Origin of the sequence: Cytobacillus massiliigabonensis, from assembly GCF_900199725.1 — a bacterium.
Lineage (GTDB): Bacteria > Bacillota > Bacilli > Bacillales > Cytobacillaceae > Cytobacillus > Cytobacillus massiliigabonensis.
Window position 1 is genome coordinate 958,460 of the sequence record NZ_LT904904.1, and the last position, 1,764, is coordinate 960,223.

Here is a 1,764-nt window from a genome sequence, read left to right on the forward strand (position 1 = left end):
CAATAAGAAAATGGAGAGATAATATGACTGATTATTAGAATCACATATTATCTCCAATTATTAGTGTAGAATAGTGTTCATTTACACAGAATGTTTGAAGAAGAGAAATGAATCATGTTAAGATAAGCTTGTTGGAATGGGAGCCTTTTTAAGAGATATACTAATACTTAAAAGGGATAGCATCTGGTAAACAGGGTGTAGTTTTAATACATAGGAGGCGGAAACTTTGGTACAACCATACAAACATGAACCATTTACTAATTTTAAATTGGAAGAAAATCATCAAGCCTATTTAACTGGGTTAAAAACAGTTGAAAGCTATTTAGGGAAGGATTACGATCTAGTTATCGACGGAGAGCGCATCTCTACAGAAGAGAAAATCGTATCTTATAATCCTGCTAATAAAACAGAAGTAATTGGCCGTGTGTCTAAAGCAAACCGCGATCTTGCTGAAAAAGCGATGCAAGCTGCAGTAGAAGCGTTTAAAACATGGAAAAAAGTAAAAGCTGAAACACGTGCAGACGTATTATTCAAAGCAGCTGCCATCATTCGCCGCCGCAAGCATGAGTTTTCTGCACTTTTAACAAAAGAAGCAGGCAAGCCATGGAATGAAGCGGATGCAGATACAGCAGAAGCAATTGATTTCCTTGAATTCTATGCTCGTCAAATGTTGAAAATTAAAGAAGGCGTGCCTGTAAACAGCCGTCCAAATGAATATAACCGTTATGATTACATTCCATTAGGTGTTGGAATCATCATTTCACCATGGAACTTCCCATTAGCGATCATGGCTGGAACGACTGTTGCGGCAATCGTAGCGGGAAATACAGTTCTTTTAAAGCCAGCTTCAACTACTCCAGTTGTTGCCGCAAAATTCGTTGAGGTCATGGAAGAAGCGGGTCTTCCTAAAGGTGTGTTAAACTTTGTACCAGGAAGCGGTGCAGAAGTGGGCGACTACTTAGTAGACCATAAGGATACACGTTTCATTAGCTTTACAGGATCTCGTGACGTAGGTCTTCGTATTTTTGAACGTGCTTCTAAATTAAGCGAAGGCCAAGTTTGGATGAAGCGTGTCATTGCAGAAATGGGCGGAAAAGATACAATCGTTGTCGATAAGGAAGCGGATCTTGAGTTAGCTGCAACTTCGATCGTTGCCTCTGCATTTGGCTTCTCAGGGCAAAAATGCTCTGCATGCTCTCGTGCAGTCATCGTTGAAGATGTGTACGACCAAGTGTTAAATCGTGCAGTTGAATTAACAAATGAATTAACACAAGGGGACCCAACGGACCCGAATAACTACATGGCTACAGTAATCGATCAAAGTGCATATGATAAGATCATGAGCTATATTGAAATTGGCAAAAAAGAAGGAAAGCTTATGACAGGCGGAGAAGGAGACGACTCCAAAGGCTACTTCATTAAGCCGACAATTTTCGCAGACCTTGATCCAGAAGCTCGCATCATGAAAGAGGAAATCTTTGGTCCGATTGTTGGATTTACAAAAGCAAAGGATTTCGATCATGCAATTGAAATTGCGAACAACACAGAATATGGTTTAACAGGAGCGGTTATCACAAATAACCGTAAGAATATCGAAAAAGCACGTGAAGATTTCCATGTTGGAAACCTATACTTCAACCGTGGATGTACAGGTGCGATCGTTGGATACCAGCCATTTGGCGGCTTCAATATGTCAGGAACAGACTCAAAAGCAGGCGGTCCTGACTACATCCAGCTTCATATGCAAGCAAAAACAACTTCTGA

Annotated in this window: 1 protein-coding gene; it reads left to right on the forward strand. The window is 40.5% G+C overall.

Annotated elements, in window-relative coordinates; all coding sequences use genetic code 11:
* Positions 1–226 precede the first annotated feature (226 nt).
* Positions 227–1,764 (forward strand): L-glutamate gamma-semialdehyde dehydrogenase (gene pruA, locus C1726_RS27035; RefSeq protein WP_102274034.1); only part of this gene is annotated, 1,538 nt, incomplete at its 3' end.